General features: G+C 31.1%; 27 protein-coding genes. 3 read left to right on the forward strand and 24 right to left on the reverse strand.

What is annotated here, in order from left to right:
- Nucleotides 1-8: 8 nt before the first annotated feature.
- The 4 genes from ABXT53_RS06660 to ABXT53_RS06675 form a co-directional block, all read right to left on the reverse strand.
- A complete protein-coding gene (locus tag ABXT53_RS06660) occupies nt 9-1,370 on the reverse strand; it encodes a TRAP transporter large permease (protein ID WP_415284586.1) in 1,362 nt (453 codons plus the stop codon).
- Entirely contained in the window at nt 1,360-1,944 is a 585-nt protein-coding gene (locus ABXT53_RS06665; protein ID WP_415291315.1) for a TRAP transporter small permease subunit, read from the reverse strand. Before ABXT53_RS06665 ends, ABXT53_RS06660 begins: the two co-directional genes overlap by 11 nt.
- Before the next feature lie 94 nt (nt 1,945-2,038).
- Nucleotides 2,039-3,199, reverse strand: a complete 1,161-nt coding sequence (locus tag ABXT53_RS06670) for a TRAP transporter substrate-binding protein (protein WP_415290416.1) — start codon at nt 3,197-3,199, stop codon at nt 2,039-2,041.
- A gap of 169 nt (nt 3,200-3,368) precedes the next feature.
- Entirely contained in the window at nt 3,369-4,196 is an 828-nt protein-coding gene (locus tag ABXT53_RS06675; protein ID WP_415290418.1) for a DUF4198 domain-containing protein, read from the reverse strand.
- Here ABXT53_RS06675 and ABXT53_RS06680 point away from each other — a divergent pair.
- The gene (locus tag ABXT53_RS06680) at nt 4,171-5,289 is read left to right on the forward strand and encodes a HupE/UreJ family protein (protein ID WP_415290419.1); all 1,119 of its coding nucleotides are present in this window, start codon (nt 4,171-4,173) and stop codon (nt 5,287-5,289) included. The two genes, ABXT53_RS06675 and ABXT53_RS06680, sit on opposite strands and share 26 nt — an antisense overlap.
- A gap of 133 nt (nt 5,290-5,422) precedes the next feature.
- Here ABXT53_RS06680 and ABXT53_RS06685 read toward each other — a convergent pair whose 3' ends face one another.
- The 7 genes from ABXT53_RS06685 to ABXT53_RS06715 all read right to left on the reverse strand — a co-directional run bounded on the left by ABXT53_RS06685 (nt 5,423) and on the right by ABXT53_RS06715 (nt 12,596).
- Nucleotides 5,423-5,929 (reverse strand): hypothetical protein, encoded by a 507-nt coding sequence (locus ABXT53_RS06685; protein ID WP_415290420.1) that lies wholly within the window; start codon nt 5,927-5,929, stop codon nt 5,423-5,425.
- A 127-nt stretch (nt 5,930-6,056) separates the two neighbouring features.
- The gene (locus ABXT53_RS06690) at nt 6,057-7,130 is read right to left on the reverse strand and encodes an ABC transporter ATP-binding protein (RefSeq protein WP_415290422.1); all 1,074 of its coding nucleotides are present in this window, start codon (nt 7,128-7,130) and stop codon (nt 6,057-6,059) included.
- Entirely contained in the window at nt 7,123-8,202 is a 1,080-nt protein-coding gene (locus ABXT53_RS06695) for an ABC transporter ATP-binding protein (RefSeq protein WP_415290423.1), read from the reverse strand. Before ABXT53_RS06695 ends, ABXT53_RS06690 begins: the two co-directional genes overlap by 8 nt.
- Entirely contained in the window at nt 8,202-9,050 is an 849-nt protein-coding gene (locus ABXT53_RS06700; RefSeq protein ID WP_415290424.1) for a carbohydrate ABC transporter permease, read from the reverse strand. The genes ABXT53_RS06695 and ABXT53_RS06700 overlap by 1 nt, the downstream gene beginning before the upstream one ends.
- Nucleotides 9,051-9,052: 2 nt before the next feature.
- Entirely contained in the window at nt 9,053-9,913 is an 861-nt protein-coding gene (locus tag ABXT53_RS06705) for a carbohydrate ABC transporter permease (protein ID WP_415290426.1), read from the reverse strand.
- Between the two features lie 63 nt (nt 9,914-9,976).
- Nucleotides 9,977-11,512, reverse strand: coding sequence for an ABC transporter substrate-binding protein (locus tag ABXT53_RS06710; RefSeq protein ID WP_415290428.1), 1,536 nt, complete (start codon nt 11,510-11,512; stop codon nt 9,977-9,979).
- 22 nt (nt 11,513-11,534) lie between these two features.
- Nucleotides 11,535-12,596 carry an NAD(P)-dependent alcohol dehydrogenase gene (locus tag ABXT53_RS06715; RefSeq protein ID WP_011281587.1) on the reverse strand — a complete coding sequence of 354 codons (1,062 nt, stop codon included), beginning with the start codon at nt 12,594-12,596 and terminating at the stop codon, nt 11,535-11,537.
- A 159-nt stretch (nt 12,597-12,755) separates the two neighbouring features.
- Here ABXT53_RS06715 and ABXT53_RS06720 point away from each other — a divergent pair, with 159 nt between their 5' ends.
- On the forward strand, nt 12,756-13,838 hold the full coding sequence (locus tag ABXT53_RS06720) for a GAF domain-containing protein (protein WP_415290430.1): 1,083 nt from the start codon (nt 12,756-12,758) through the stop codon (nt 13,836-13,838).
- Nucleotides 13,839-13,840: 2 nt separating this feature from the next.
- On the opposite strand, the gene ABXT53_RS06725 is transcribed toward ABXT53_RS06720, so the two are convergent.
- Together ABXT53_RS06725 and ABXT53_RS06730 are read right to left on the reverse strand one after the other, a co-directional pair.
- A complete protein-coding gene (locus tag ABXT53_RS06725; RefSeq protein ID WP_415290432.1) occupies nt 13,841-15,058 on the reverse strand; it encodes an MFS transporter in 1,218 nt (405 codons plus the stop codon).
- A gap of 20 nt (nt 15,059-15,078) precedes the next feature.
- Nucleotides 15,079-16,032, reverse strand: coding sequence for a 2-hydroxyacid dehydrogenase (locus tag ABXT53_RS06730; RefSeq protein WP_415290433.1), 954 nt, complete (start codon nt 16,030-16,032; stop codon nt 15,079-15,081).
- 52 nt (nt 16,033-16,084) lie between these two features.
- On the opposite strand from ABXT53_RS06730, the gene ABXT53_RS06735 reads away from it, so the two are divergent.
- Entirely contained in the window at nt 16,085-17,461 is a 1,377-nt protein-coding gene (locus ABXT53_RS06735) for an FAD-binding oxidoreductase (RefSeq protein WP_415290434.1), read from the forward strand.
- An 8-nt stretch (nt 17,462-17,469) separates the two neighbouring features.
- Here the strand turns inward: ABXT53_RS06735 and ABXT53_RS06740 are convergent, their stop codons facing one another.
- The 11 genes from ABXT53_RS06740 to hspQ form a co-directional block, all read right to left on the reverse strand.
- Nucleotides 17,470-18,633 carry a pyridoxal phosphate-dependent aminotransferase gene (locus tag ABXT53_RS06740; RefSeq protein WP_415290435.1) on the reverse strand — a complete coding sequence of 388 codons (1,164 nt, stop codon included), beginning with the start codon at nt 18,631-18,633 and terminating at the stop codon, nt 17,470-17,472.
- Between the two features lie 85 nt (nt 18,634-18,718).
- Nucleotides 18,719-19,870, reverse strand: coding sequence for an alpha-hydroxy acid oxidase (locus ABXT53_RS06745; protein ID WP_415290436.1), 1,152 nt, complete (start codon nt 19,868-19,870; stop codon nt 18,719-18,721).
- On the reverse strand, nt 19,870-21,021 hold the full coding sequence (locus tag ABXT53_RS06750) for an alpha-hydroxy acid oxidase (RefSeq protein WP_415290437.1): 1,152 nt from the start codon (nt 21,019-21,021) through the stop codon (nt 19,870-19,872). Before ABXT53_RS06750 ends, ABXT53_RS06745 begins: the two co-directional genes overlap by 1 nt.
- Nucleotides 21,022-21,030: 9 nt before the next feature.
- Entirely contained in the window at nt 21,031-21,540 is a 510-nt protein-coding gene (locus ABXT53_RS06755; RefSeq protein ID WP_415290438.1) for an acyloxyacyl hydrolase, read from the reverse strand.
- Nucleotides 21,541-21,921, reverse strand: a complete 381-nt coding sequence (locus tag ABXT53_RS06760; protein ID WP_415290439.1) for a cytochrome c-type biogenesis protein CcmH — start codon at nt 21,919-21,921, stop codon at nt 21,541-21,543.
- Complete coding sequence (locus ABXT53_RS06765) at nt 21,918-22,439, reverse strand: DsbE family thiol:disulfide interchange protein (RefSeq protein WP_415290440.1); 522 nt, start codon at nt 22,437-22,439, stop codon at nt 21,918-21,920. Before ABXT53_RS06765 ends, ABXT53_RS06760 begins: the two co-directional genes overlap by 4 nt.
- Entirely contained in the window at nt 22,436-24,313 is a 1,878-nt protein-coding gene (locus ABXT53_RS06770; protein WP_415290442.1) for a heme lyase CcmF/NrfE family subunit, read from the reverse strand. Before ABXT53_RS06770 ends, ABXT53_RS06765 begins: the two co-directional genes overlap by 4 nt.
- Before the next feature lies 1 nt (nt 24,314).
- A complete protein-coding gene (ccmE, locus tag ABXT53_RS06775; RefSeq protein WP_415290444.1) occupies nt 24,315-24,734 on the reverse strand; it encodes a cytochrome c maturation protein CcmE in 420 nt (139 codons plus the stop codon).
- Nucleotides 24,735-24,744: 10 nt separating this feature from the next.
- Nucleotides 24,745-24,972: a hypothetical protein gene (locus tag ABXT53_RS06780; protein ID WP_415290445.1), complete on the reverse strand. Its 228-nt coding sequence runs from the start codon at nt 24,970-24,972 to the stop codon at nt 24,745-24,747.
- Nucleotides 24,969-25,679: a heme ABC transporter permease CcmC gene (gene ccmC, locus ABXT53_RS06785; RefSeq protein WP_415290447.1), complete on the reverse strand. Its 711-nt coding sequence runs from the start codon at nt 25,677-25,679 to the stop codon at nt 24,969-24,971. The genes ABXT53_RS06780 and ccmC overlap by 4 nt, the downstream gene beginning before the upstream one ends.
- Before the next feature lie 181 nt (nt 25,680-25,860).
- Nucleotides 25,861-26,181, reverse strand: a complete 321-nt coding sequence (gene hspQ / locus ABXT53_RS06790) for a heat shock protein HspQ (RefSeq protein ID WP_006997624.1) — start codon at nt 26,179-26,181, stop codon at nt 25,861-25,863.
- Nucleotides 26,182-26,199 lie beyond the last annotated feature (18 nt).

The following is a 26,199-nucleotide window of genomic DNA, read 5'->3' on the forward strand; positions in this document are numbered from 1 at the left end:
TAAATTACCTAATCTGCAAATAAGGTTTCTGGTAACCACAAAGCAATACCTGGAAACATATACATAAGGAACATAGCAAATATTACTATTGCCAAGAATGGCATTATCCCTGCAAATATCTCCATTAATTCAACATTGTTTTTTTGAACACCTTTTAAATAATAGGCGGACATGGCCATGGGGGGTGTTAAAAATGACGTTTGTAAGTTTAGAGCAATTAACATTGCAAAAAAATATGGGTTAACATTAAATACCTCTAGCAACGGTAAAAATATTGGAACAAATATAATTAAAATTTCAGTCCATTCTAATGGCCAACCTAAAAGAAAAATTATTATTTGTGTAATTATTAAAAACTGCCAAGTTGTTATTTCTATTGATTTAAAGAAATGCTCAAAAATTTCATGACCACCTAAGTAAGAAAATACTGAAGAAAAAGTCCAAGAACCAATAAATAACCACATGATCATTGCTGTAGTTTTTGCTGTTAAAAAAACAGATTCTTTAAAACTTTGCCATTTAAGAGTTTTGTAAAACCAAGATAAAAGTATTGCACCAAAAGCTCCTGCTGCTGCAGCCTCTGCTGGTGTTGCTATACCTGCCAGAATTGTTCCAAGTACCAGCATTATTAAGCCAAAAAGAGGTACGAAAGAAACTAACACTTCTTTTAAAATTTCTGCTCTAGGTGGAATATCAGCTGCATTTGGTTTAGGTGCAATTGATGGATCCATCCAAGCTCTAATTACTGCATAAGCTATGTATAGTCCTGCTAGTAAAAGCCCTGGGAAAATTGCTGCTGCAAATAATCTTAAAGGCGATAACTGAGCAATTACCGAATAAACAATTAACATAATGCTTGGTGGTATTAAAATACCTAGACATCCACCTGCACAAATTACTCCTGATGCAAATTTTTTATCATATCCTGCTTTAACCATTGCCGGCCATGCAAGTAAGCCCATTAAAGTTACTACGGCGCCAATAATTCCTGTTGCTGTTGAAAATAAAGTACACGTTATTAGAGCAGCTACAGCCATTGAAGCTGGTAATCTGTGAGCTGCAAGTCTTATAGCAAAAAATAATTTTGATACAATTCCAGCTCTTTCAACTAGATACCCCATAAATAAAAATAGAGGCACGGCGGTGAGGACATTATTATCCATAACTGTGTATGTATTTTTTACAAATAATGAGAATATCCTATTATCAAATATATGATCCATTAAAGCAGGATCATAATAAGCATAATATCCAAATCCTATTCCCATTGCCATCAAGGTAAATGCAATTGGAAAACCTAATAATACTGCAAACAAAAATAGTCCCATCATTAAGATGGCTACTTCTGGATTTGTTAGACTAAATAACATCTTTTTGATCCTCGTCTTGTGCTGTTCTCATTAAAATTTGTTCTGTCTCTTCTGCAACAACCATTCTTGCTGGCCAATGTCCCGTTTGAATACAAATAATTGCTCTAAACACCTCAGCAACTCCCTGTATAGTTAAAAATATTCCTGCTGCTGGTATCAAAGATTTTGCCATATAAATATTAATTTGTGCTGGACTACTCCAGCTTGTCTCTTTAATTTTCCAAGCAAGAGCCGCATATTCAAATCCATAAAATGCCAAAGCTATTACACCAGGGAAAAAGAAAATAAAATAAAGTACTAAATCAATCCAACCTTGAGTTCTTGGTTTGAATAAACGGTAAATTACATCTCCCCTGACATGAGATTCTGTTGCCAAACAATAAGCACCTGACATCATTAATATTGCACCATACATCTGCATACTAAAGTCAAAATTCCAAAGTGTTGGCTTGTTAAATACATAGGCCATTACTACTTCGTAGCAAGTTCCTCCCATTAAAATAACAATACACCAAGAAAAAGCCTTACCTATTGAGGTACTTAATGTGTCAGCTAATTTTATGTAAGCTCTCATCATGATGTAAATAGAATACTCTAATTTTTTTAAAAACAGTAGTATAAAAAAAGGGGAGCCTAAACCCCCCTCTTTTAAATTATTTAAAAGCTAATTAGATTTTAACTTTTCCGATTGGACCGAACTCATTTTCATAAGCTAGCTTGTAATTAGGCTGATTCATCAGCAAGTACTTCATTACTTTCTTAGCGTATGCTTTTTGAGAGTCGATTACCTTCTTGAAGAATGCATCTTTTGCAGAGAACTCTCCAACAATTTTATCCCAACCTTTTAACTGTTCAGCTAAAATTGCATCAGATGTTTGGTAAACATTAACCTTATGCTCGTTCATCAACATAGCTAAACTGTCAGAATATCTAACAAGTGCTTTGAAGTAGTTATCTGTATTCGCAGCATAAGCAGCGTTTTTTAAGATAGCTTGATGAGCAGGTGAAAGGCTTTTCAGTCTCTTAGTGTTCATAGGAATTTCAAACATCTCTTGAGATTGGTGAAAACTTCCTAAGTGATAGTGTTTAGAGACATCTTGCATTCCAAACTGTGAGTCTGATGTTGGGTTGTTAAACTCAGCAGCATCAATCAAACCAGTTTTCATTGCAGGTTGGATCTCACCACCTGGTAATTGTCTTACGACCATTCCCATAGCAGTTAAAACATTAGTCGCTAGACCAACTGTTCTATATTTCATACCTTTAACATCAGATACTTTAGTTACATTCTTTTTGAACCAACCAAAAGGTTGTGCTGGCATAGGCATATGAAAGAAACCAGTGTAGTTAAATCCAACACTAGCTACTGCTTCTTCATATAATTTTCTTCCTCCACCATACTCCATCCATCCCATAACTTCTTGAGATGACATTCCGTATGAAGGACCAGTTCCAAAAAGTGAAGCTGCAGCGTTTTTACCGTACCAATATGCAGTCACCCAGTGACCCATATCAACGATTCCATCACTTACCGCTGCTCCAATTTCTGAAGTTTTAACAATTGAGTTAACAGGCTGAAGATCAATTTTAAGTGATCCACCAGACATGTCACTAACCATATTACAGTAGTCTTGCGCCATTTCAAAAAAGATGTTTGCGCCTGAAGGCCAAGCAGCTTGCATCTTTAATACAGTAGCGTGAGATCCTGCAGTTGCAATATTAGGCATTGCTACAGCTGTTGCTGCTGCTGCACCTGTGACTGCTGCCGCTTTAAAGAACTTACGTCTTGAAGGTGTTGTAGCCCTCAAAGATTTTTTATCTTTAATCATTATTTCTCTCCCTTATTATATTAGTTAATTAACTATTCTTATATTACCCACAGTTAGATGTGGGTGTCTACGGAATACTTAACCCCAAGTTGTGCCAAATAGACCTATTTGTATATAAAATTTAGCTAAGGACAAAGATGTACACAACCAGAAAGTGTATTAAAATATTTTATTTTTTTATTACTAGGCTTGCCCATAGACTAAACCAATCTGATTTGAATTTAAGTTTTTGGAAATAATTTGCTTTATTTAACTTAACAGCACTTAATAAATAAGTTCTATTTTCAATAGTTCTTATTTTTCCTACTCCATTTGAATTGGTTTTGATTTTTTCTTTATAAGTATTATTTTCATCTTTACTAAAAATAGTAATTTGCCAGTTTGCTAATGGCTTATTTTTTTCAAAAAGTTGAAATTCAAAAAAACTATTCTTAAGTTTGTAAGGTGTGCTCAAGGCAATAATTTCAAAATCTAATTTTGATTTTTGAATAAAAAAACCTTTATTTCCATCAGTAATTAATACTTTTGCAAACCTTCTATAATTTTCTGTAGGAATTTTATTTCTATCAAACTTATCTATAGTGCTTTGAAGGCCCTGTTCTTTTACAAAATCTTCGAACTTTTCAACAGAGTCATACTTTAAGAATTCATTATTAGTTTCATAGTTTAAAACATGAAATCCTTGCTCTGAAATTAACATTTGAATTGCTGGAAAATCTCCATCCCTCTGTGATAATTGTGTTACTTTATTTCTACTTTCTAAATATAGGCTTTTTTTATTTGGGCTATAAAACCCAAAGGGAGAACCCATAAAATCTTGACCAATATTAATATTAGTTTTAAATAATTCCTTGTTATTAAAATTAAAATTAATTGGTTCAAGCCATAACTCGTGCGCATGTACTTTAATTTTTAAAAAAGTTACTAAAAATATGATTACAAATAAATATAGAAACTGCTTTAATAAATTAATGTTTTTTAAGATATTTATATTCATACTATTCTTTATTAAATCATCTTATGCTCACGAACTACGTCCAGCAATTGCAAATCTTAATATTTATGAGGAAGATAATATCACAAACGCAAATCTATCAATCCAATTAAATTTAGAAGCTATTATTGCAGGTATAGAAACAAAACATTCTAATACAGAAGATTCTGAAAAATCTGAAGAATATAAGGATTTAAGAAGAATGAACCCAGCAGTTTTACTGCATCAATTTAACTCTAAGATCAAAAATTTTAATAATAAAATTAATCTAACATCCAATATTTCAAATTTAAACTTAACCTTGATAAGCGTAGTCATACCAGAGGTGGGTAATACTGACATAATTAGAGACACTATTGTTACTTTTGATATTCAAAATATTAAAGAAAAACGATTTAAATTTTATTGGGATAAAAATTTAGGATCAATTATTTTACGTATTAATTCAATTCATAATGAACCTCTCTATACTGAATTGATTGAGGGGGGTAAACAATCTAAATGGTTTAGTATAAAGAATAAAATAGAGGTGGGACTTTTTCAAAATGTTAAAGAATATACCTTGCTAGGATTTAAGCACATTATACCAAAAGGTTTGGATCACATTTTATTTGTACTAGCGCTATTTCTTTTATCTCCAAAACTGAGGCCTTTAGTTTTACAAGTTTCAATTTTTACTTTAGCTCACACAATTACTTTGTTCTTGGGTGCACTAAAAATAATAACAATTCCAGCAATTATTGTTGAACCAATCATTGCTCTATCTATTTGCTTTATAGCAATTGAAAATTTGTTTACTGAAAGTATAAGAAGAACAAGACCCTATATAATTTTTATTTTTGGTCTACTTCATGGTTTGGGTTTTGCAGGAGTTTTGAATGAGATTGGAATTTCAACAAACCTATTTATTTCAAGTTTAATTTCTTTTAATGTTGGAGTTGAGCTTGGTCAAATCAGTGTAATTATTTTTTCATATATTTTTATTGCACTATTATTCCAAAAAAAATCATGGTACCAAAATAGAGTTACTAAACCGATTTCAATGATTATCGCATCTATTGGCTTTTATTGGTTTATCCAAAGATTATTTTTTTAATATTATAAGCAAAAAATTACCGTAAGTAATTCTAGTTTTTAAAAGCATTTTTTTTAAATAAACAACTCTTGATTATAATTAAATATTATAATCGTTAAAGACCCTTAAATTTAGGGTTGGTATTGCACTAACCCTAATTGATTAAATCTTGTTTGAATTTCATTAAAGAAGCTAGTAAGTCAATTTTCCAGTTTATAAATTCAATAATAACTTCCTCTGAAGGTCTAACATTCCTAATTTTTTGATCTGTTGTTGTTTTTGATCTTGCATCCAATTTAATAAAAAACTTTAATTTTATTCCATCATCAACTATTTGAGCAACTGTTTTATAAGAATACTCTGGTAGCTTGCTAGAAATTTTTTCTTTATATATCTCTTCTCCTAACTCATTAGATTCAAATATTATTAAAAAAACTTTATATTTTTTAATTGAAGAAAAAATCCATTTAATACCAGATTTATCCTCTTGGTACTTTAAGACGGCACTTGAATGTCTGGCCATTTCTAAGTTAAGAGCACACATTCTATCTGGCGATATATCGAAAGGAAGTTTTGCTAGGTTTAATTTGCTAATTATGTTTTTTTGTCTTTTTAGATCTTCAGTACTTAAATTAATTTTTTTAGTAACATTTAAAACCATGTTTAATCCAGTGGAAATAATTTTTCCTTAAGTTTGGTTAGTCTAAAATTCATAAATTAACTATACCTTAATTGATGACTTAATATATACGGGAAATAAGCATGTAAATAGTAGTCTTTAAACCTATCTATATTAATTTTTCATCTTCATACACACAACATTTCTCCGGAGGAATATAAAGGTTTACCTTTTCTGATGGAACTTCAGTTTCTCTATTTATTTTCGACTTGATTGTAAGGTTACCCATCTTTGCAGTTAATAGTTTATAATTTCCAAGGTCTTCTACCTTTTCTACATCAACACTAATAACATTCTCTTTTTGATTTTCAGCTATCTTTATGAATTCAGATCTTATGCCTAATTTAACTTTATTATTTTTTAATTTTGATAAATCTGTACTTGTTTTAATCAAAGTATCATTAATTATAATACTATTATTTGACGAAGTTTCTGATTCAAATAAATTCATTGCAGGAGATCCTATAAAATATCCAACGAAAGTAGTTTTTGGTCTTTCAAATAATTCTTTAGGAGTTCCTGTTTGAACCACCTCACCTTCACTCATAACTATTATATTATCTGCAAAAGTCATCGCTTCATTTTGATCGTGAGTTACATAAACAAGGGTTGTTTTATATTTCTCATTTATTTCCTTGAGATTTCTTCTTAATTTAAATTTTAAATCAGGGTCTATAACTGTTAATGGCTCATCCATTAATACTGCAGCAACATCTTCTCTTACAAGCCCTCTACCAAGTGAAATCAATTGTTTTTGATCAGCAGTAAGTTTTCTCGCTGGTAATTTTAAAAAAGATTTTAAATTTAACGTTTCAGCCACAGAATTAACTCTTTCTTCCACTATTTCTTGAGAAAAATCTCTGCATCTCAAAGGGAAAGCTAAATTATCATACACTGTCATGGTGCTATAGATAACTGGAAATTGAAAAACTTGTGCAATATTTCTACTCTCAGTTTTAAGATCAGTAACATCTTTTTCATCAAATAGTATTTTTCCTGATGAGGGTCTTACTAAGCCTGACACAATATTTAACATCGTTGTTTTTCCACACCCAGATGGTCCTAAAATTGCGTATCTTTTTCCATCTTCCCAAACCATTGAGAATGGGTTTAATGCATAAGTCGGATTAGGATCATTTAGATTATATGAGTGAGATATTTTATTTAAATTAATTTTAGACATTACCACCTCTAAATGGTGATGAAGCTAAACTTCCAACTTCATCGAATGCATAGGCTCTATTGGATTTAAAGTTAATTTTAACTTTATCACGAATTTTAAAATCCATCACTTCCTCTATACTAGTTATAATTTTTAAATTTCCCCTTATAAGGTGTAGTAAAGTTTCTGAACCACTAATTTCTGCGAGCTCCACTTCAAATTCAAAGCCATTATCATTCAATTCAATATCGGATGCTCTTATACCAAAATTAAAATTCTTATTTGTTAATTTAGATAAATGATTTGGAATATCTATTTCAATATCTTCAAATTTTATTTTATTAGAACCTAAGTCAGCTTTCAAAATATTCATAGGTGGGTCATTTGAAATAGCAGCAACCTTTAAATCTTTGGGGTTTTCAAATATTTCTTTTGCTGCTCCTACTTGCAGCACTCTACCTTCATCAAGAACAATGACTTCACCATTAAGTTCCATTGCTTCCCTGGGATCTGTTGTCGAAAAAATTACAATACTTTCCTTTGATAAACCATTAACAAATATATTTTTAAACTCTTCTCTTAACTGCTCTCTTAACTTGTAGTCCAAATTAACTAGTGGCTCATCAAGTAGTAAAATTTTTGCATTTTTTACCAGTGACCTTGCAACTGAAACCCTTTGTTGTTGGCCACCTGATAATTCTTGGATTTTTCTTTTTTCATAACCCTCTAACCCTACTAATTTTAAAGATTTAAAAACCTCATCATTAATTTTTTGAGGGTCTAAACCTCTTTGTTTTAGAGGAAAAGCTATATTTTCAAAAACATTTAAGTGAGGGTAGTTAATAAATTGCTGATAAACCATGGCAATATTTCTTTTCCACACAGGTATCTCTAAGAAATTCTTATTTTCAAATCTAATCGATCCACTATCTGGCATAAGTAGCCCTGCTATTGTTTTTAATAAGGTGGTTTTCCCAGAAAGTGTTCTTCCCAAAATCGTATACAATTTACCTTTTTCAAAATTAAAAGAGATTTTTCTTAACTGAAGTTCTTCAGTTAATTTATACGATAAGTTTTCTCCAACTAAATTCATTATTTAATTGCTCCTGATAGATTTCCTTTTGATAAATATCTCTCAACAATAAATGCAACAACAATTAATGGTGCAACAGAAACTAGTGCTGAGGCTGATAAACTCCACCATGGTGTTATTGAAGAGTTTAAAGCTACAATTTTTACAGGAAGTAACTGCACTTCAGTAAAGGTTAAAATAAAAGCAAAAAAGAAATCAATCCATCCAAATATAATACAAAACATTCCAGCAACAATTAACCCTGGTATTGAATTTGGTAATACAACTTTATAAAATGCCTGGTAAGGATTACATCCATCTATCAATGCCGTTTCATCTATCTCTCTTGGAACTTTATTAAAAAAATCAACCATAATCCAAACTGCTATTGGCATTAACAAAACAATATAAACAACTATTAGTCCAAATAGACTGTCCAATAAATTAACCGCACCAAGAAATAAAAAGAAAGGTATGGATAAAACAATTGGTGGCATAATTCTTTGAGAAATAAAGAAAAATGTAATGTCATTATTCTTTATAGGGCCAGCTTTGAATGTATATCTAGAAAGAGCATAAGCAGATAAGGTTCCAAGTATAATACTAACTAAACTTGCAGTGCATGTTACAAACAAACTATTAAAATAAGGTTCAACAATGTCTACCCCTCCTTGTGCTGGAGATTTAATTAAAACTCTCCAACCCTCTAAGTTTGGTTCAAAATCTACCCACGGGATGTAAGTAACACCTCCATTTACTGAATTAAAATCTTTAAAAGAAGTTGTAAGTGCCCAAAGAAAAGGTGCCACAACAAAAACGGTCCAAACTGTAATAAAAAAATATTTTAAGAATGTGTATAATTTTCCCATATTTAATCTTTGAGTAATAGTTTGGTTAATACTTTTGCAATAACTGTTAAACTTATGATCATTATTATTAAATAAGTGAATGACATTGAAGCAGCGTAGCCCATTTGAAATTCTCTCAATCCTTTAATAAAAATATAAAAACTTGATGTCTCAGTTGAAGTTCCTGGACCACCTGAGGTTAAGACATAAACAGTATCCATTATTTTTGAAGCCTCAATTAGTCTTATGATAATTGCTCCAATAGATATTGGTGCCATTAATGGAAATGTTACGTAAATAAATTTTCTAATTGGACTTGCTCCATCAATTGCAGCTGCTAAAAAAGGTTCTTTAGGAAGTGATAAAAGACCAGCTAACAATAGTAAAAACATAAAAGGTGTCCACTGCCAAACTTCAACAATAATAACTGTAACTTTAGCTAAAGTAGGATCAGTAAGCCATTTTGGTGCAATATCAAAAATTTGTAAAAGATCATTAACAGGACCTAGTGACTCATGAAAAAAAGTTCTCCAAATGACAGTCATAATAACTGGGGTGGTCATCATGGGTATTAAAAATAATACTCTAAAAAATCTTTGAAACTTGATTTCCTTCCAAACCATATGAGCCAGTGTAAAGCCAATTACATATTGCAGAACAACAGTTGTAACTGACAAAAAACTTAATCTAATAAACGACTCCCAGAATCGTGGATCATCAGTAAATAATCTGACATAATTTTCGAGACCTATAAAGTTTAAACCATTGTAACTATTCCAACCTGACAAACTTAAACGAACTACAAATATTATTGGAAAAATTAAGATACCTATAAGAACAAATAAACCTGGAAATAAAAAAACGTATTTATGTTTAAAGTTCATGTAATTGAATTTTGAATGTAATATATGTGGCCACTAATTAAAAGTGGCCACATAAAGTTATTTTTATAACTTGTTGTCTTCCATTTTGACACCAACAGCATAGTCTTCTTGTACTGCTGATTTACCAACTCTTTTGACAATTGCTTCCCACTCTTTAGCAACTTCATCCAAAGCTTCTTGGGGAGATAGCTGACCAGCTAAAGCCTTAGAAGTTCCAGTTGCAACTGCACTAGTGAATTCAAACACACCACGAACTCTTAAAGGGAAAACTCTATTCTTACTTTTTTCCATATCTTTAAGCGTCTTAGTGTATGATTTTGCAATATCTGCATCCCAACCCATTGTATCTATGTAAAGATTTGGATCAAAATCAGAGTTTTTAAATGGATTAACACCAAAGTTACCAATAGCTAAGTCAGCTTGGTGGTTTGCTCCGTTAGAAAAGAAACATAGATAATCAAACGCCATCTCTTGTACTTTACTTTTCTTAGCAACACCTACTGCCCAACCCCATACAATGTATGGTGCTTGGTTGTATTTGTTATCCCATTTGCCAGATACTCTATTCCAAACTTTATCTGCACCTGGAAGAGGAGCTGTACCTACTTTATTTTTAATAGGACTATCGTCTTGCATCGCTGCAATAAAAGCATCATCCCATGAAAAACTAAATAAAGTTTGGCCACCACCAAATGATCCAATTTCATCACCTAGTCCAAAGTTAATTCCTCCTGGAGGAACATACTTAGTAGCTTCTACCCAGTCAGTTAAAGCCTCAACAAATCCTGGATTGTTAACATTTGGTTTCATAGTTTCTAAATCGAAAAAGAAACCACCTGGAGTACTTGGATTTTTAGCATACGCTACTGATCTACTAAAAAAAGCTGCGAACATTAAGTCGTCTTTTTTCATAACTTCAGCTGAACCGTATTCTTTTTCTCCATCTCCATCCCAATCCCAACCGTTAAAGTATTTGGCCATTTCACCATATTCTTTCCAAGTTGTAGGAACTTTTAACTCTTTGCCAGTAGCCTCTTTATACTCTTTCTGGTATTTAGGATTATCAATTACATCTTTTCTATATTTTAGATAATGTCTGTCACCATCAACTGGATATTGATACATAGTTCCATCCCAAGAAGAAACGCCCACATGAGATTTTGTTACATCTTTCATCTCTTTTGTGTTCATATATTTTTTTGGAACTGGTGCTAGATATTGTCTCCAGTCATTTATAAAGTTAGAAAATCCAAATACGATATCGTACGGAGATTGACCAGCTTTAAAAGGAACCATAGCTTTTGCATACAAATCACCTGCTGGTGTATGTGTTACATCTACTGTTGCTCCTGTTAATTTAGCAAACTGTTCAGCATGAAGAGCTGTAGGCTGTCCAATTACTGGAACTGCGTGCGTATTTATTTTTAGAGTTTTTCCTTTGTAGTTCTTTTTTGAAATTTCTTCATAAGAACAGTCACCAGAAATATCTCCTGTTGCTTTGATATGTGGAAATTGATCACTCCACTTATCTGCATAAGCTGGACTAAATATCAGAATTCCTGATATCATAGCACTTAAGCAAGTTTTTATTATTTTCATTTATCCCTCTCGTTATTTATTATTATGGAACTAAAACGGCTCTTCCCTTAACTTTACCTTCGTTAAGATCATGAAGCGCTTTATTAGCATCGCCTAATTTATACTCTTGCATAGATAGTGTAACTAACCCTTTGTTAGCTAACTCCATCAGCTCATATAACTCAGACCACGTTCCTACTAAATTTCCAACTATTGTTTTTTCTGAAATAATTACATCGACAGCTAGAACTCTAATTTCTTCACCATAACCAACGATATAATAATATCCACTACCTGCTGTCATTTTGATACCCATTGCAGTTGATCCTTTTTCACCTACAAAATCAATTACAGCCTCACCACCTTTACCTTTGGTAAGCTCTAGAACTCTTTCAACTTCATTGCCATCAATTAAAACTCCCTCATCACCACCAAGTGACATTGCATGTTTTAAGGCTTCAGCAGATTTTTCAACAATAATAATATTTGCAGCACACATTGCTTTTAAACATTGAATTGCAATGTGGCCAAGTCCACCAGCTCCAATAATTACACAGGTCTGACCTGGTAATAAATGTCTAGTAGCTTTTTTAACAACTCTATAAGCAGTAAGTCCTGCATCAGAAAATGGCGCAACATCTTTTGGTGCCAATATAGTAGGCAGTTTAATTAAGTTACGAACACTAGTTTTGAGTAATTCAGCATATCCACCTTCTTTAATGTTTAGTCCTGGAAAAGCACCTTCTTCAGCATGCTGATCTAAACCTCTACGGCAGCTTAAACAAGTTCCATCTGTTCCTGAAATGATTGGGTGCAAAATTACTGGATCACCTTTTTTAAATCCAACAACATCTTTACCCACTTCTTCAACCCAACCTGCATTTTCATGACCCATAACCATGGGTAATAAATCTCCTTTAGGATCTTGAATATGTTCCCAGACACCTTCGATAATATGTAAATCAGTTCTACAAACTCCAGCAGCACCAATTTTGACGATAACATCTGATGATTTTTCTAATTTTGGATCTGGCATTTCTTGCTCGGTAACCCAAACTTTTTCATCCATTTTTGGATTATACTTATGTAAAACTTGTGCCTTCATAATTTCTCTCTATTCTTTAGTTAGTTAATTTTTTTAATAACAAACCCTATCCAAAATTGAGGTCAACAGAGAGTCAACTGCACAAAAAAGTGTTCATAAAGTTAACAAAATACAACTTATGGTTGGTTGTTCATTTTTAATAAACTCGTAAAATAAGATATGTCAAATTTAGTTTCTGTTGATAAAGAGTTTTCTGATCTTACTAAAAGAAGAGGTTTTTTACCTTCTTTAATTGATAAAGATATATCTGACAGCTGGAAAAGATGTATTTCAACTGGACTAGATCCACTTAAAAACCCAAAGAGAACAATTCTTACTTCTAAAGAGCTTGATGAGCTTAAAGAAAAAAATGAATATATTAGAAGACTGGTAAACCCTGAACTTGAACTTCTATATTCACAAATAGCTGGGACAAACTTTATGGTGGCTTATTCTGACAGCACTGGATCAGTTATGGATACTATTTATGATAAAACCTGCCTTAAAACTGATGTTGGAAAAATTGTAATACCAGGTTCAATTTGGAGAGAAGAAATTGGAGGTACAAATGGATTGGGACAAGTTGTTACTCTCAATAAAGATTCTATGGTTTCAGGTAAGGAACATTTTTTTGAGTCACATGGAAAGTTATCTTGTTTTGCAAGTCCAATACTAAATCATGATGGAAAAACTATTGGTATAATAGATGCCTCTACTGATGTGCATTCAAGAGAACAGCACACCTTGGCGCTAGTTAAGCTTGCTACAAAAAGTATTGAAACAAAATTATTTTTAAATCAGTTTTATAATGAATTAATTTTATCATTCCATCCACGTCAAGAATATCTGAGTACTAATAGTGTTGGTCTACTTGCAATTAATGGTGATGGATTTGTTGTGGGGTCAAATTCAAATGCAAGAATAATGCTGCATGGACTGGTAACATTAAAGAATGAAAGTTTTAATAATATTTTTACAACTTCATTTTCTTCAATTGCAAATGAACTTTTACAAAATAAAATAATGAAAATTTCTGATCATTTAGGTTCATCTGTTTTTATAATAAAAAGTCAAAATTTTAAAAAAAAAATATCTAAAGAAACAAATATAAAAAATTATGCATGTAATAACTGTAAAGGATCAAGGTTTAAAGAGGACAGATGTATTTTAATTAAATCTGCCTTTTTAGAAACTAGAAATATTAGCGCAGTTTCTCGAAAGCTTGGTGTTTCACGCACAACAATTTATAAACACTTAAATTAAAATTAATTTTTAGAATTTTTTATTAAGAAAAATAGGTAAGAAAAAGAAGAAGTTAATAAAAAAAATATCATAGCAAATCTAAAACCTGAAATTTCTGAAAAACCTAGGTTCATTGTTAAATCAATAATAGCCCCAATAATCCATTGAAGCGCAAATGCTCCAATAAAAAGAAGTAAATTAAACGAAGTCAGTGCTTTTCCTGCATTTGAAAGAGAGAAAGCCATGCCTACCGCTGGTTGGGTTAGTGATAAAAAGACAGAACTTACTGCAAAAAAAGCCCAATGGTATGCTCCTGCTTTGGGCCCAAGGTAAATTATAAAAGCTAGTACAATTAAGTTTAATGGTGCACCAAACTTCAATAATTTTATTGCATCTGAAACATTTTTTGAAATTTTAGGAACTAAATAGCCCCAAGATAAGAATGATATTAAAAGAGAAAAATAAATTATGAAAAGACCATTTGCACTTTGCTCAGGTGTATATCCAGAAACTTTAACCATCCATGGTCCTGCCCAAAGTGTCTGAATAGCAAATAATCCACCATAATTAAAAAATCCCATTGGAACTAAACTTTTAAAAAAATTATTGTTCCAAATTTCTTTTAAAGAACCATTGTCTTTTGAGATACTTTGAAGGTTTGCTTTATTCCAATTAGGTATAAAAAAAATAATTAAGATAATACAAAATATAGTTAATAGAGCTAAAGTGATAAATATCATTCTCCATCCAACTATTGGTAAAAAAAACTGCACAGGTAAGCTAGAAGAGAGCATTCCAATTGCACCCACCATTAACATCCATGAGTTTGCTCTTTGCTGTGTTTCGTCTTGATACCAAATTCTATAAGCAGTTAATGGACCCATCAAACAAGCGCCCACACCTACTCCAATTAAAATTCTTGATAATAGGAGCGTGATAAAATTATTTGATAAAGAAAATGAGATCATACCCAATACCGCTATAAGTAAAAAATATGAAACTATTTTTTTTGGACCTTTGTTATCTAATAGGTATCCTAGTGGAATTTGGACAGCAGCAAAACCTAAAAAATATCCACCACCCAAAAGTCCCAAATCTCCAGCTGATAAATTAAACTCTGATACAAGACTAGGTGAAATAGTTGCAGTGATGGCTCTTAATAAATTAGAAATATAATAACCTAGAGCGAATACTAAAAATACAGTTATTGCTTTTTGTTTAGGCAGAATAACTTTATTCATAATTGAAAATTATAAAGAAACTAATTTACTTTATTTTTGCAATTTCCTGTTTTAAAAAACTCATCAATATTATCTATAGCTAGATTAGCCATAGCAATTCTTGTGTGTTTAGTCGAACTTCCAAGATGGGGTAATATGAATGCACTTTTTATTTTAAGATAACCAGGATTTAAATTTGGTTCACCCTTATAAACATCTAATCCTGCTGCATAAATTTTTCTTCTATTTAGCGCATCAATTAAAGCTTCATCATCAACAATATCTCCACGAGCTACATTTGTTATAACCGCACCTGTTGGAAAATATTCTAATGTTTCTTTATTAATTAAGTTTTCTGTTTCTTTTGTTGCAGGACAACAAATTGACAATACATCTGAAACTCCAAAAAGACTTTTAATGTTATTATGATAAATTGCGCCATTTTCTTTTTCTTCAGTTAGTTTTGATCTGTTGTGATAATGAATAATCATACCTAAAGATTTTGCTATTTTTGCAATCTTTTGTCCTATTCTTCCCATACCTAAAATTCCAAGTCTTGAACCTGTTAACTGTTTTCCTATCAAATAATCTGCAGACCATTTCCAGTTACTTTCTTTTGCGTCCTGAATACCTTCTGGAACTCTTCTGCATGCTCCAAGAATTAATAAAATTCCAATCTCTGCTGTAGCGTCTGATAAAACTTCTGGTGTATTAGTTACTGCTATTCCTCTTTTTTTAGCTGCTTCTAAATCAATATTTCCAAAACCAACTGCAAAATTAGAAATTACCTTAATACTATCTGGTAGTTTGCTTATAGCATCTTCGTCCATCTTATCAGTTAAAGAGGTTAATATTGCATCATGGCCTTCACTTAATTCAATAAGTTTTGACTGGGAATATAATTCATCATTATCATTAAGTTTTGCATCAAATGTTTTTAAGGCTTTTTCCTCAGATTCTTTTAAAAGTTTCCTAGTAATTAAAATTTTTTTCATAATTTAGACTATTTTTTTTTATTTTAAGATTGGTATACTATTTAAAAAAATAATGGAAAACAATACATTACAAGCAGAACTTTCAAGTCTTTTAAAAGATAGGTTTTCTATTTCAGAATCTACTAGGGCAAACTATGCAAGGGGAGAGGATGCGTATGAAGCAGTTTTATCTCAAGCTGTAGTTTTTCCAGAAACTAACGAAGAAGTTTCAAAAATATTATCCTTATGTAATAAACATAAAATTCCTGTTGTTCCTTTTGGAACCGGAACATCTCTTGAGGGTAATGCTGTTGGAAATGAAAATGGTGTAACTTTATCTTTAGAAAAAATGAATAAAGTTTTAAGTGTTAATGCTGGAGATTTTGATTGTAGAGTACAAGCAAATGTAACTAGAAAACAATTGAATGAATACTTAAGAGATGATGGTGTTTTTTTTCCAATTGATCCTGGTGCAGATGCAGCACTAGGTGGAATGGCCTCAACTTCAGCCTCAGGAACAATGGCTGTTAAATATGGAACCATGAGAACGGTTGTATCAGGCCTGACTGTAGTGTTACCAAGTGGTGAAATTGTTAAAACTGGAACCCGCACAAAAAAATCATCTGCAGGCTATAATTTAACAAATTTATTTATAGGTTCTGAAGGGACTTTAGGGGTTATCACTGAAGTACATTTAAGACTATCTCCAATACCTGAAAGTATAATGAGTGCAGTATGTCATTTTCCTGATCTTGAAACTGCAGTTTTGACATCTCAAGAGGTTATTCAATATGGTGTTCCAATAGCAAGAATAGAAATGTTAAATAAAGATCAAATGGAGATTTGTATTAATTATTCAAAATTAGAAAATATGGAGGAAAAACCAACACTTTTTTTTGAGTTTCACGGTAGTGAAGAGTCAAACAAAGAAGCAATTAAAATTGTAGAAGAATTATCTAAAAATAATAATGGAAGTGATTTTAAATGGGCTGTGTCACTTGAGGATAGAAATAAATTATGGCAAGCAAGGCATGACGTTTATTATTCTGTAAAAGCACAAGGTAAAAATGTTAAAATTTATTCAACAGATGTATGTGTACCTGTTTCAAATTTAGTTGAGTGTATTAATTTTGCTGAAACAGAAATAAAAAAATTTGGTCTTAAGGCACCAATGGTTGGTCATGTTGGAGATGGAAACTTTCACGCAATCATAATGTATGACCCAGCTATTGAAGGTTCTTATCAAAAAATTAGAGATTTTAGTGATAAGCTTATAGATAAGACCTTGGAACTCGAGGGCACAATTACTGGTGAGCATGGTATTGGATTGCAGAAAAAAGCTTATCTTCTTAAAGAACATCCGGATAATTTACCTTTGATGAAATCAATTAAAAGAAGTCTTGATCCAAACAATATAATGAATCCAGGTAAAATTTTTGATCTTAATTAAAAAAAATTTTAGCCTAACATCTTCTTAATATTCTCTAATGCCTGAGAAATATTATCTTCTGAGGCTGCAAAACTAAATCTTACATAATCTATAGCAGTTTTACCAAAAGCTGTTCCTGGGACTATGGCGACACCTGCTTCGTGCATAGCTTTTTTTGCAAATTCAGAACCATTCATTCCAGTTCCAATAACTTTTGGAAATGCATAAAAAGCTCCCCCTGGCAAACTACATTCAATACCTGGTAAACTGTTTAAACCTTCGTGAATTAATTTTCTTCGCTTATCAAATTGTTTCATCATTTCAAGTATAGGCTCATCTGGGCCATCTAGTGCAGCAATGCCTGCAAACTGTGAGGGGGCATTAACACATGACACACTGTTAATTATAAGCTTTGTTACATGTTCCACTAAATTCTCTGGCCATACACTCCAACCCATTCTCCATCCCGTCATGGAGTAAGCTTTGCTCCAACCATCTAAAACTATCAATCTATCTTGGAGCTCTGGATAATTAAAAAACGTTGGCATCTCTTTATTATCATAGATTTGTCTACTATAAATTTCATCACTTAGAATAACAACATGAGGATATTTTTTAAGTCCTTCAGCTAATTTATCAACTTCTTCTTTTTCAACAAAACTTCCTGTTGGGTTATTGGGGTTTATAAGTATTAATAATCTGGTCTCATCAGTGATTAATGATAAAATTTTTTCTGCAGTAAATTTTAGATCCTTATCTTCTGTAAGGTCATAAGGCACAGCTGTTGAACCTGTGTAATTAATCATCGATTCATAAATTGGAAAACCTGGTGTTGGATGAATTATCTCTGCACCTGGTTCACCAAACATCTGTATTGCATAATACATGGTTGGTTTGCCACCTGGCATTATTAAAACTCTATCCGGATCTATTTCCTTATTATAAAGTTTTTTGATTTTTCTGGTAACTGCCTGTCTGCATTCTAAAATTCCATTAGACAAAACATACCCATGATGCCCATCATCTAAAGCTTTCTTTGCAGCCTCAACTACATGTTTTGGTGTTTTAAAGTCTGGCTGACCTAAGCCTAAATGAATCATAGGATTTCCTTTTGCCTCTAATGCTTTAGCTTCAGCTAAAACACTAAATGCACTTTCAGTTCCTAGTCTTTCTAAATTTTTTGCTAATTTCATATTTAAAATTTATGTTTTATTTTTTAATAAAGAATTTATTTTATTTATATATATTTATTAATAATAAAAAATATAGGCACAAAATTTACTTTCTATAAATTAATTTTGAACTATTCAGCTCTTTTAAACTCTTACAGCCCATTAACACCATGTTTCTATTAATTTCATCATGCATGTTTTGCAATAGACGTTCCACACCTGGTTGACCCCCAGCGCTTAAAGCAAATAAAAACATTTTTCCAAAACTGCAAGCAGTTGCGCCAGCTGCTAAAGCTTTTAAAACATGGGTTCCGCGTCTTATACCACCATCTAAGATAATCTCTAATTTATCTCCAACAGCCTCTCTAATTGCATTGATTTGATCAAAGGGTGACCTTGAACCATCCAATTGTCTGCCACCATGATTTGAAATCATTATTGCTGTACAACCTATATCTATTGCTCTTTTTGCATCATCAACTGACATTACGCCTTTAAGAGCAAATGAGCCGTTCCATTTTTTTACACAGTATTCAGCATCCTTCCAATTCATAGCAGGATCATATTGCTCATTAATATATTCAATAACTGATTTTGAAATATTTGTTCCTTTATCTGTTTTATTTTTAACATTGGATAATTCAAATTTTTTATGAGTAAAATAATTGAATACCCATTCAGGTCTCATAGCAAAACTCATTAAACTTTGAATTGTCAATTTCGGAGGAGTGGTAAAGCCAGTTCTGTGATCTCTTTCTCTATTTCCAGCAACCAAAGTATCAACTGTTAAACACATACCATTAAAACCAGACACTTTGCATCTGTCTATTAGGTCATCAGTAATTGATTGATCTTTATGTACATATAATTGAAATAATTTTGGTCCATTTGAAATATTAGCAACCTCTTCAATTGTATTATTGGCCATAGTAGACATGCTATAAAAGGTTCCAAATTTTTCGGCAGCTCTTGCTGATGCTAAATCTCCTTCATGATTATAAAGTCTTTGCATTGCAGTTGGTGAAAGAAAAATTGGCATATCAATTTTTTTTCCAAAAACAGTTGTTGATAGATTTGGTTTACCAACACTAGCAAGAATATTTGGAATTAAATCACAATCATCAAATGAATCTGTATTTCTTCTTAAAGTTTTTTCATCATCAGCACCACCATCAATATAATGAAAAATTGGTGAGGGTAATTTTTTTTTAGCTAATTTTCTAAAATCACTAAAATTATAACAGTCTTTTAAATTCACTATCTTCTAAACCTTAAGTTATCTCTGTTAAGGTCACTAATTTTTGTACAGCCCATTAATTTCATATCTCTTACTAATTCAGCCTTATACTTTTCAATTGCTCTTTCAACACCTGCTTGTCCCCCAGCGGCTAGAGCATAAAGATATAATCTTCCTCCTGAACAAGCTTTTGCACCTAAAGATAACGCTTTTAACATGTGAGTTCCTCTCTGAAATCCACCCTCACAAATTACATCTAATTTATCCCCAACAGCATCAACTATTTCAGCAAGCTGATCAAAGGGTGCTCTCGATCCATCTAGTTGTCTTCCTCCATGATTTGAAACCATTATTCCAGTGCATCCAATATCAACTGCACGCTTTGCATCTTCAACACTCATCACTCCCTTAAGTGCAAAATGCCCACCCCATTGAGAACAAAGTTTTTCAGCATCTTTCCAGTTCATGGATTGATCCAGCATGGTAGAAAAGTATTGTCCTATTGAAGTATTCGTGTCTGTGCCCTCTTTCACATAATCTTGAAGATGAGGTAATTCAAATTTACCTTTTGTTAAATAATTTATTCCCCACATTGGTTTTGTTGCAAAACTAAAAAGACTTGATAGTGTAAGCTTTGGAGGTGATGTAAATCCAGTTCTTAAATCTCTTTCACGATTTCCACCAGTTATTGTATCTACTGTTAAAGCCATAACATCAAATTTTGCAGCTTTTGCTCTTTCCAAACAAGAATCATTTAAACCTCTATCTTTATGAAAATAAAACTGAAACATTTTTGGTGTATCAACTAGTGATGCTATTTCCTCAACACTCACAGTTGCAAGAGCTGAAACACCAAACATTGTATTAAATTTTTGAGCTGCTTTTCCAACTGCTCTTTCTCCATCATAATGAAACAATCTCTGTAGCGCTGTTGGTGCAAGATAAAAAGGTAGATCTAATTTTTTTCCAAAAATAGTAGTAGATAAATCAACATTCTCAACACCTCTTAAAACATTAGGAACTAAGTCAACATCATTAAACGAGCTCGTATTTCTTTCATAAGTAGTTTCATCATCTGCTGCACCATCAATGTAATGAAATATAGGTGAAGGTAATTTTTTTTTAGCTAATTTTCTAAAATCACTAAAGTTATGGCAGTCTTTTAAGTTCATGTAATTCTTTTAGAATGTTTTAAAGAAATTAAACATATAACTATTTGCCCCAGGGTTTTTAGTGCCTAAGCTAGCATTAGAAAGATGATTGTAAGAAAATCCAAGTTGACTGTTATTAACAAAGTCTACTGAAATTTGTAGCTCACTTTTAAATTCAAGAATATGGCCCAAATCTTTACCATCTCCTTTGCTATATAATCCAGGCGCAAAGCTTGGAATAAAATTAATCCTACCTAGCTTATATTGTGCTTGAACACCTGTATAAATATATGCAGCTGAGTCTGCAGTCACTAATGCACCTGTTATAGGAGAAAGATTACCTAAAAAAGTATCTCTATTTAAATTCTCATTCTGATGTTGAAATCCGATTAATGTTGATTTTTTACCAGTATCACTGAAATCAAACATTCCAGAATAAACATTAAATTTAGAGCTATTTTCTTCTGAATAAACCACTGAAGACAATAGGTTAAAAAAAATGATAAAAATAAATCTTGATATTAATTTGTAATGTTTCATTTAAATTTTGTTATTTTTGTTTGATAATATTTTTTTATATATTATTGCACCACCAAACAAAAATAACAATAAAGGTAATAACCATAAAACATAAGTGTTTTTGTTTAATTTGGGGTCAAAAATAACCCAATCACCATACTTTTCTCTTAAAAATTGGTATATTTGTTTCTCTTTTAGTCCCTCGTTAATTTTTCTATCAACAATTAATTTAATACTAGAAGCAAACTCAGACTCTGAGTCGTATACTGACTGACCCTGACAAATTAAACAACGAATATTTTTTAAAATTTTATTTTTTAGAATATCATTTGTTTCATCTGATTTTAATTCGGAAAAGCTTATGACTAGAAACAGGATTGTAAATACTTTTAAAATTTTCATTTAATAATTAATTTAATTTCATTAACAATTTCTTGATTGATTGGGCCAACAAATTTTTTAATTATATCTTTATTTTTATCTATTAAAAAAGTTTCTGGAACTCCGTAAGCTCCAAATTCAACTCCTAAAGTTCCATCTTTATCAATTAAAATTATAGAATATGGGTTACCAAAGTCATCAATAAATTTTTTTGCATTACTAAAATTGTCTCTATAATTTAATCCAATTAGTTTAATTGATTGATTTTTACTTAGTTGCATTAATAAAGGGTGCTCTGCTCTACAAGGTACACACCAGGATGCCCAAATATTTACAATATAAAAAGTGCTCTCTTCAAAAATTTTCTCTGAGTTTATATAGCTATCTGAATTAAAGTCTTTAGCTTTAAAGCTTGGTATACTTTTTTTCTCATTAACCTGTGGAGTATAATTATTTGGAGTATTTAATCCTTTATAAAAAATAACAAAACAAAAACTTAAGAATATGATTACAATAAATAAGCTAAACTTATTTTTCATATCTTTCTTTTAAATAAACTCATTAACCCACCAAGACTTAATAATAAAACTGAAATCCATATCCAAACCATAAATGGTTTTACTTGATATCTAATATTAAAATATTCATTACCTTTTACAAGGTTCATTACTAAAAACTTATCTTCTAATAGTGTTGTTTTTATATCTGCCTCACTAGTAATAATTACAGGCTGATTATAAATTCTAATCTCAGGGTTTAATTCAATAGTCTTTCCATTTTTGTCTTTTATTTCAAAAAAGGCAATGATCGAGTTAAAATTACTTTCTTTTTTCTCTTCTGTTTTTTTAAAAAAAATTTCTCCTTTATTATAATCATATCTTTCACCAATTTTTATGTTGGTTATAATTTCTGAAGATAAAATACTATTAAATAGAATGCTTAATATTAATAAACTAAAACCAAAGTGTGAGACAGTTTGAGAGACATTATTAAATTTTTTAATAAATAATTCTTTTAAAGTTGTAAAGAATAGAAAAAAAGCAGCAGAAATTAAAACTGTATAAAAAAGTAAGTCTGTAGTTAAATTTTTAATAATAAAAAAAGTTAACATTACTGAAATTATAAATGTGATAATAAGTGATTTCTTATTTTCAATTTTTGATTTAATCCATTTAAGTCGTGGTCCAAGTGACATAAATAATAGAAATGGTGTTAAAAAAGGTACTATTAATTTTTGATAAAAGGGAGGTCCTACTGATATTTTTTCACTAGATATTACGTCTAGAAAAATTGGGTATACCGTGCCGATTAGAACAACAGATAGAAAATACATCATAAACCAATTGTTTATTAAGATGGAGGTTTCTTTACTAAGCCAAAAGAAATTATTTGAGATTTTATTTTTTTCTTTGTGAAATATAAAAAATATTCCTACCGATAAGATGATTAGAACAAATAAAAATATTAATATAAAAATACCTCTTGCAGGATCATTGGCAAATGTATGTACAGAATTTAATATTCCAGATCTTACTAAAAAAGTTCCACACATACTTAGGGTAAAAGTTGTAATAGATAATATAACAACCCAAGATGTTAATGCAGCTCGTGTTTCTAACACCACAATGCAATGTAACAATGCAGTTAATGTTAACCATGGCATTAAAGAAACATTTTCAACTGGATCCCAAAACCAAAAACCTCCCCATCCTAGTTCATAATAGGCCCAAATTGATCCAAGCATAATTCCAATAGTTAAAAAAATCCAAGAAACTAAAACCCATTTTTTGATATGCTGTCCCCATTGTTTTGAAACATAGTTTTGCGTAACTGCAGCAAGAGATGATGAAAATATTATAGATGTACCAACATAACCTAAATATAAAATTGGGGGGTGGATTGCCAAAGCTGGATCTTGTAAAATTGGATTAAGGCCAAGACCTTCATTGGGAATCGGAAATAAATAATTAAAAGGATTAGATGTCATTAATACAAATAAGAAAAACCCAATAATTATTATTTGCTGAAATAATAAAGTTAAAATCCTATATTTTTTAGGCTGCTCTCTTGATTTAACTAAAAACAGAAAAATAAATAAAGTTAATACTAATAACCATAATAATAAGCTTCCTTCATGGTTTCCCCAAGTTCCTGAGATTTTATAGAATAATGGTTTAGTTGTGTGAGAGTTATTAAAGACTGTCTCATTACTAAAGTCTGAGTTTATAAAAGATATAATCAAACTCAAAAAACTCACAATTACAAAAACTAACTGTAGAAATGATAGAGATAATATATTTTGGTTAATCTGTTTATTAGTATTATTAAAGTCTTTGATTGAAACTCCACAAAGTAATACTGAAAGTAACAACCCTAAAATTAAAGAATAATAACCTATCTGATTAGCTAACAATTTATTTATCTCCTATGGCTTCTTTAACTTCTGGGGGCATATAATTTTCATCATGTTTTGCCAAAATTTTAGTAGCAGTAAAGTAATTCTTATCTTTTAAAAAACCTTCAGCAACCACTCCTTTTCCTTCTGCAAATAAATTGGGAACTGCACCTGAATAAACAACATTAATTTCATTTTTAAAGTCAGTAATAATAAAATTAACTTCATCAGAATTTATAAAAACAGACTGTTCTTTAACCATCCCACCCACTCTTATTTTCTTTTTATGTAACTCTATTAAAGACTTTATTTCTGACGGAGACTGAAAATATACAACGTTTTCTTTTAATGATTGTAAAACTAAAAAAACTGTTAAAATTACTGAGGCTAAGATTAATGCTAAGAATACAAGTCGTAATTTAACTTTTTTACCATACATGGTTTATTAGTTAAATATTTGATGTATTAGATAATATTTCTCTATTAATATTCTGTGATCTCGCAGCTTTAGCTTTCTTAACATTTAGAGAACCAAATTTAGAAACAAATCTTTTTTGCTCTTTTGAAAGCTGTAATTTAGTTACAAAGTACAAGGCTGTAAAACTGATCAATGTGAACGAAAAAGCAGACCATACGTAAGCTCCATATCCATTCATTGAAATTATTTCATTTATCATAATCTATCTAATCCTTTATTTTTAACTTTTATCAGTTCGGTATTATATTTCATCAAAAAAATGAGTAATGAAAAAAGGGCAAATGCCGCAGTCATAATACTCAATGGGACTAACATTGATGGATGAATTGCTGTGTTGGTTGATAAAATATTAATTGAAGCTGGTTGGTGTAACGTGTTCCACCAATCTACAGAAAATTTAATGATGGGAACATTTACCACTCCTAAAATTGCAATCAAAGAAGTGACCTTTATTACCTGTTCTTTGTCCTCATAAATTCTCCAAGCCAATAAATACATTCCATAAAATAATGCTAAAATTAGCATAGAGGTTATTCTTGCATCCCAAGCCCACCAGGTACCCCAGGTTGGTTTTCCCCAAATTGAACCTGTAACTAATGCAATAATATTAAAAATAAATCCTGAAGGTGCTAAACTTTTAGCAATTAGTGCAAAATTTTTATTTTTAAAAACAAAACTTCCAACAGACAACAAAGCTAAACTTGAAAATATTCCAAGTGATATCCAAGCAGCCGGTACATGAACATACATAATTCTTACTGCATCACTTTGTTTATAATCTTCAGGTGAGAGTATGAGCGCCTCGGTTAAACCAATTGTTAAGACAATAATAAATAAAAACAAAACATACTTTGGGGCTTTAGAGGTCACTGCAAAAATTTTATTAGGCTCAAAATATTTAAACATTTTTAAATTATATATATTAAAAAAAGGTAATTTAATTTTTATTATGGAAATTCATCCTGATCAAGAATGCAGAGGGAGTCAATAATGATAAAAACGTTATTTAACACTCTTGATCAGAACATAATTATATTTAACAACTATATATGTCGAAGATTTGAATTAATTGTGTTTAAAAAAAGAATTAATTAGAGGGCTTAAAGTAGCTAGAGCCTCTTTTACCAGAGAAAATTTCTTCAATTAAAGGGTGTTTAATTGGATCTTCAGAATCATCCATTAATAGATTTTGCTCTGAAACGTATGCCTCATAAGTAATTTCATCATTTTCAGCTAACAGATGATAAAAGGGCTGGTCTTTTCTAGGACGAACATTCTTTGGAATGGATTGATACCATTCTTCAGAATTATTAAATTCGAAATCCACATCATAAATTACACCTCTGAACTCAAAGTGTTTATGTTTTACAATGTCGCCTATTGAAAATTTTGCTTTTTGAATTGCCATAGCTATTAATATGGGGGT

It is taken from the genome of Candidatus Pelagibacter sp. Uisw_136, from assembly GCF_047720275.1.
Lineage (GTDB): Bacteria > Pseudomonadota > Alphaproteobacteria > Pelagibacterales > Pelagibacteraceae > Pelagibacter.